A 3,499-nucleotide genomic window follows, 5' to 3' on the forward strand; every position below is an offset into this window, starting at 1 on the left:
CGGCCTGGCCAAAAACACCGCACACGTGCTGACCTTGTTTGCGCTCTCCAATCTGTGGATGAAGCGAAAGCAGTTGCTGCCGGCTATGGGGAGCGTGCGCCTGTAAACCAGGAAATTCCCACGGAAAGCGCCAGAAATGGCGAAATTCCAAAGATTCAAACGCCACTCTTCGGAACGACGCGACATCCCGCACTCTCAGGCCTCGTTATTCAGACCTTCCTTAAGCATCCCAATGAATAGAAAATTCGTGCTTTCGCGATTGGCATTCTTCCTGACAACTTCGTCATTGCTGACATTTGTCGCTGTCATACACAACGCAGTTCCTGGTTTCACGTTGCCCACACTTGGCCAAGCGCTATGGATAACTGGCTTCGCAACATCATATGCTAGCCAAGACTTCCCAGGCATTTTTGCTCACGACATCGGCTTGCCTGGCCGGGCTGCAATTAGCTTCGGTCTCTCTGGCGCTTGGCCGACTGCTGTACTCATCAAGCTGGGACTCACCCCTGAAACAGCATATTCAACAATGATCGCTTGCTGGCTTGGCATTGCGTTTCTTGGCTGCTATCGCATGTGCGTGCTACTAGGCAACTCCCGTTGGTCGTCTCTAGCTGCAACACTTGCGTGGAGCACGATGCCAGTAATCTGGTCGCATTCTGGCTACTCCATGTTGGGACTGGGGATCGCATTACTACCGACATACATGATGAGCGCTATCAATCTCATACATGCCGAAGGTCAATCGCAACGTCTACGAGGAATCTTGCTGCATGTGCTAGTTAGCATAGTAGCGGCATTTATGGACGGTTATACGTTTGTCATGTTCGGGCTCGCTGCTGCCGCCGTTACAATTATTTCAACTCTCAATCGGATCCGTGCGTCTAGAGTAAGTTCCGCGATCTATGCTCCGTTGGTGCATGCCGTGTCTCTCGGGCTGGCGTATTTTCTCTACCGAGCATTTGTGGGCAACAGCGCACTCGCCCCTGCGCCCATCGACTTTTTCAGGGCTTGGGGGATGGATCTTTCCTATGCAGCCATCCCTACTAGCGGTACGCAGTGGCTTCCGGATCTACTCGGATTTAACGAAGCCCGCACCCTCTCTTCGCAATTCGGGGACGCTTCTGTATGGGAGAGCACTTTTTGCCTACCGCTGATCATAGCCTGCTTAGTCGCTCTAGCGTTCAAAAGAGGCAAGTATCCCCCTCTGCTAATCACGCTAGTTGCGGTGGCAGCGTTCGGGTTCTATATGGCCCTCGGGCCGTCCCTTAAGCTGCATTCGGCCAACTTTCATAATGAGGCATCAACCATGATGCCCGCCGATCGCGCCCTCATATCAACAGGCAATAGAGTTCTTTCCGAGAACCTTCCTGGATTCAAAGAGATGCGAGCTAGCTATCGATGGATCTCGCTCTGCATGTGTTGTTGTTGGATGATCATTGTCCTTCTGATTCCGAAGTGGTCAGCTTGCAAGAAATGGTATCCTGCACTCATAGTCTGGGGATTAATCGTAGCCTTCAACCTACCTCACCCTAAATCGCATTTCCAAAGAGGTAGAGCTTATCTAGCATCCTTTCAGGACATGAAGCAGCGGCTACAGGCACCATTGAGCAAAGATATCAATCAAGGCGATTTAGTCGCTTTCCTTCCCTATCGCAATGATTTTCTGGCTACTTATCTCGCCCCTACTTTACACTTCAAGACTTATAACATCGGGGGAGACAAGAACCTCGCTGCGGCAAGGCGTACATGGCCGAACGCCATTAAGGAACTTGATATGGGCCAAGCGGATGTAATGACTGCTAAAGCAGCATTGATGTTGCTTTTCACCGGACGAGCCAACTCAGTCGTAGTCCCATATTTTGATGGATTGTTTGATGCACACTCCTGGCCACCGACACATCTGCACCTACAGGCTACAAGTGAACTGGTGCGGGAACTAGAACAATCCGGATTCGTTTCGATCGAGAAGCGAGAGCTTTATGCTATTGCACGCTTGAACAATACTTCAAGAAGGGAAATATTGCGCAATACTGCCGGTGCGAGCCTTGCCAACTACTTTAACCGTAGTTTCTGCCTAGAATCAGGACCGTTTGACAAACACACAGCACATCAAATAGGAGAAATCAATAATGGAACGCTGCTCAATCAGGGGCAGTCAGGCTTCTTACTATTTGGCCCTTATAGAGCAATGCCCGCCGGGAACTATCTATTCACCCTCTACGGACGCACGGGAGAGACGCCCTCGGCTTGGATGGATGTTGGATCCGATGCTGGAAGCAAGCGGTACGCTTATACCCTGCTAACACCACACAATAGCGGAGTGATTGCCCACGGGCAAATCGAGCTCTTACAGCCCGTCTCCGACATAGAACTCAGAGTTTCCGTCACGCAAGCAGACGTAGTCGCGTTAACAGGTTACCGACTAGAGCAAATAAGCGCGGCACGAAGTGGCTGTAAACCGTAAGCTCCCCCGTCAAGCAGGCACTTTAAAAGTAGAGCTTTCGGCGTACTTGTTGCGGTACTCGACCGGGGTCATTCCGCCGAGCGAATCATGGGATCTTGCTTGGTTGTAGTCGATCATCCACCAGTGGGCGGCTTCGCGCACCTCGTCGAGGCAGGCGAAGAGATTCAGGTCGAGCACTTCCTCGCGGAACGTACGATTGAAGCGCTCAATGAAGGCATTCTGATTTGGCTTTCCCGGCTGGATGTACTGTAGTGCGACGCCATTGGTCTTGAGCCAGCTGGTGAACGCTTCGCCCAGGAACTCGGGGCCGTTGTCCGAGCGCACCACCTGCGGCAAGCCATGATCGTGTTTGATCTGCTCGAACACACGCACAAGCCGTTGCGAGTTGATCCAGGTGTCAACCTCGATGTGCAGCGCCTCGCGATTGAAGTCATCCACCACGTTGAAGGTGCGAAAGCGTCGTCCGCATGCCAGCGCATCGCTCATGAAGTCGACCGACCAGACCGTGTCTGGCAGCCTCGGCACGTAGAGCGGCACCCGCTCACGCTTGGGAAGGCGACGCTTTGCAGCGCGGCGTAGGTTGAGCTTCATGGCCTTGTAAACGCGATAGATGCGTTTGGGATTCCAACCTGGTTGCTGCTTGCGAAGGTAGTCGCTGCACTTCCAGAAGCCACGACTGGGGTGCGCTTCAACGTAACGCGCGATCTCGGCAATCAGCTCGGCATCGCGCACCGTCCAGTCCAGAGGCGGTGCGTACCAAGCGGCACGCGACAGCCCGACGCATGCACAGGACCGGCGCAACGGCCGCGCGTGGACCTCGATAAGGAACCGCACCGCCTCGCGTTTACGCGCCGGCCCTAGAGTTTTTTTGCGATCCGACGTCCCCCCACCCTGAGTAGTGGTTTGGTTTAGAGTCCGGGGGTAATGATATCGGTGTTTGCCAGATGTTGGGCATAAGCAGCCGGGGTCATGCCGCCGATCGCCTTCTTGGGTCGGTCCTCGTTGTATTCGCGTCGCCAGCGTTCGATTTCGGTG

2 protein-coding genes and 2 pseudogenes are annotated in these 3,499 nt (G+C 53.6%); 2 read left to right on the plus strand and 2 right to left on the minus strand.

Going from position 1 to position 3,499, the window contains the following annotated elements; genetic code table 11:
- Both F7R02_RS24560 and F7R02_RS24570 read left to right on the plus strand, forming a co-directional pair.
- Positions 1-106, plus strand: a pseudogene (locus F7R02_RS24560) (IS5/IS1182 family transposase); the annotation flags it as partial.
- Between the two features lie 126 nt (positions 107-232).
- A complete protein-coding gene (locus F7R02_RS24570) occupies positions 233-2,464 on the plus strand; it encodes a hypothetical protein (RefSeq protein ID WP_139370921.1) in 2,232 nt (743 codons plus the stop codon).
- Between the two features lie 9 nt (positions 2,465-2,473).
- Here F7R02_RS24570 and F7R02_RS24575 read toward each other — a convergent pair.
- Together F7R02_RS24575 and F7R02_RS24580 are read right to left on the minus strand one after the other, a co-directional pair.
- A pseudogene (locus F7R02_RS24575) lies at positions 2,474-3,304 on the minus strand (IS3 family transposase); the annotation flags it as partial.
- Between the two features lie 68 nt (positions 3,305-3,372).
- Positions 3,373-3,499, minus strand: a 127-nt coding sequence (locus tag F7R02_RS24580; RefSeq protein WP_151210081.1) for an integrase core domain-containing protein, incomplete at its 5' end; no start/stop codon positions are given.

It is taken from the genome of Xanthomonas cissicola (assembly GCF_008801575.1).
In the GTDB taxonomy this organism is placed as follows: domain Bacteria; phylum Pseudomonadota; class Gammaproteobacteria; order Xanthomonadales; family Xanthomonadaceae; genus Xanthomonas; species Xanthomonas cissicola.

Coding starts and splice junctions, on each gene's coding strand:
- F7R02_RS24570 (WP_139370921.1), top strand. CDS start 233: ATGAATAGAAAATTCGTGCTTTCGCGATTGGCATTCTTCCTGACAACT.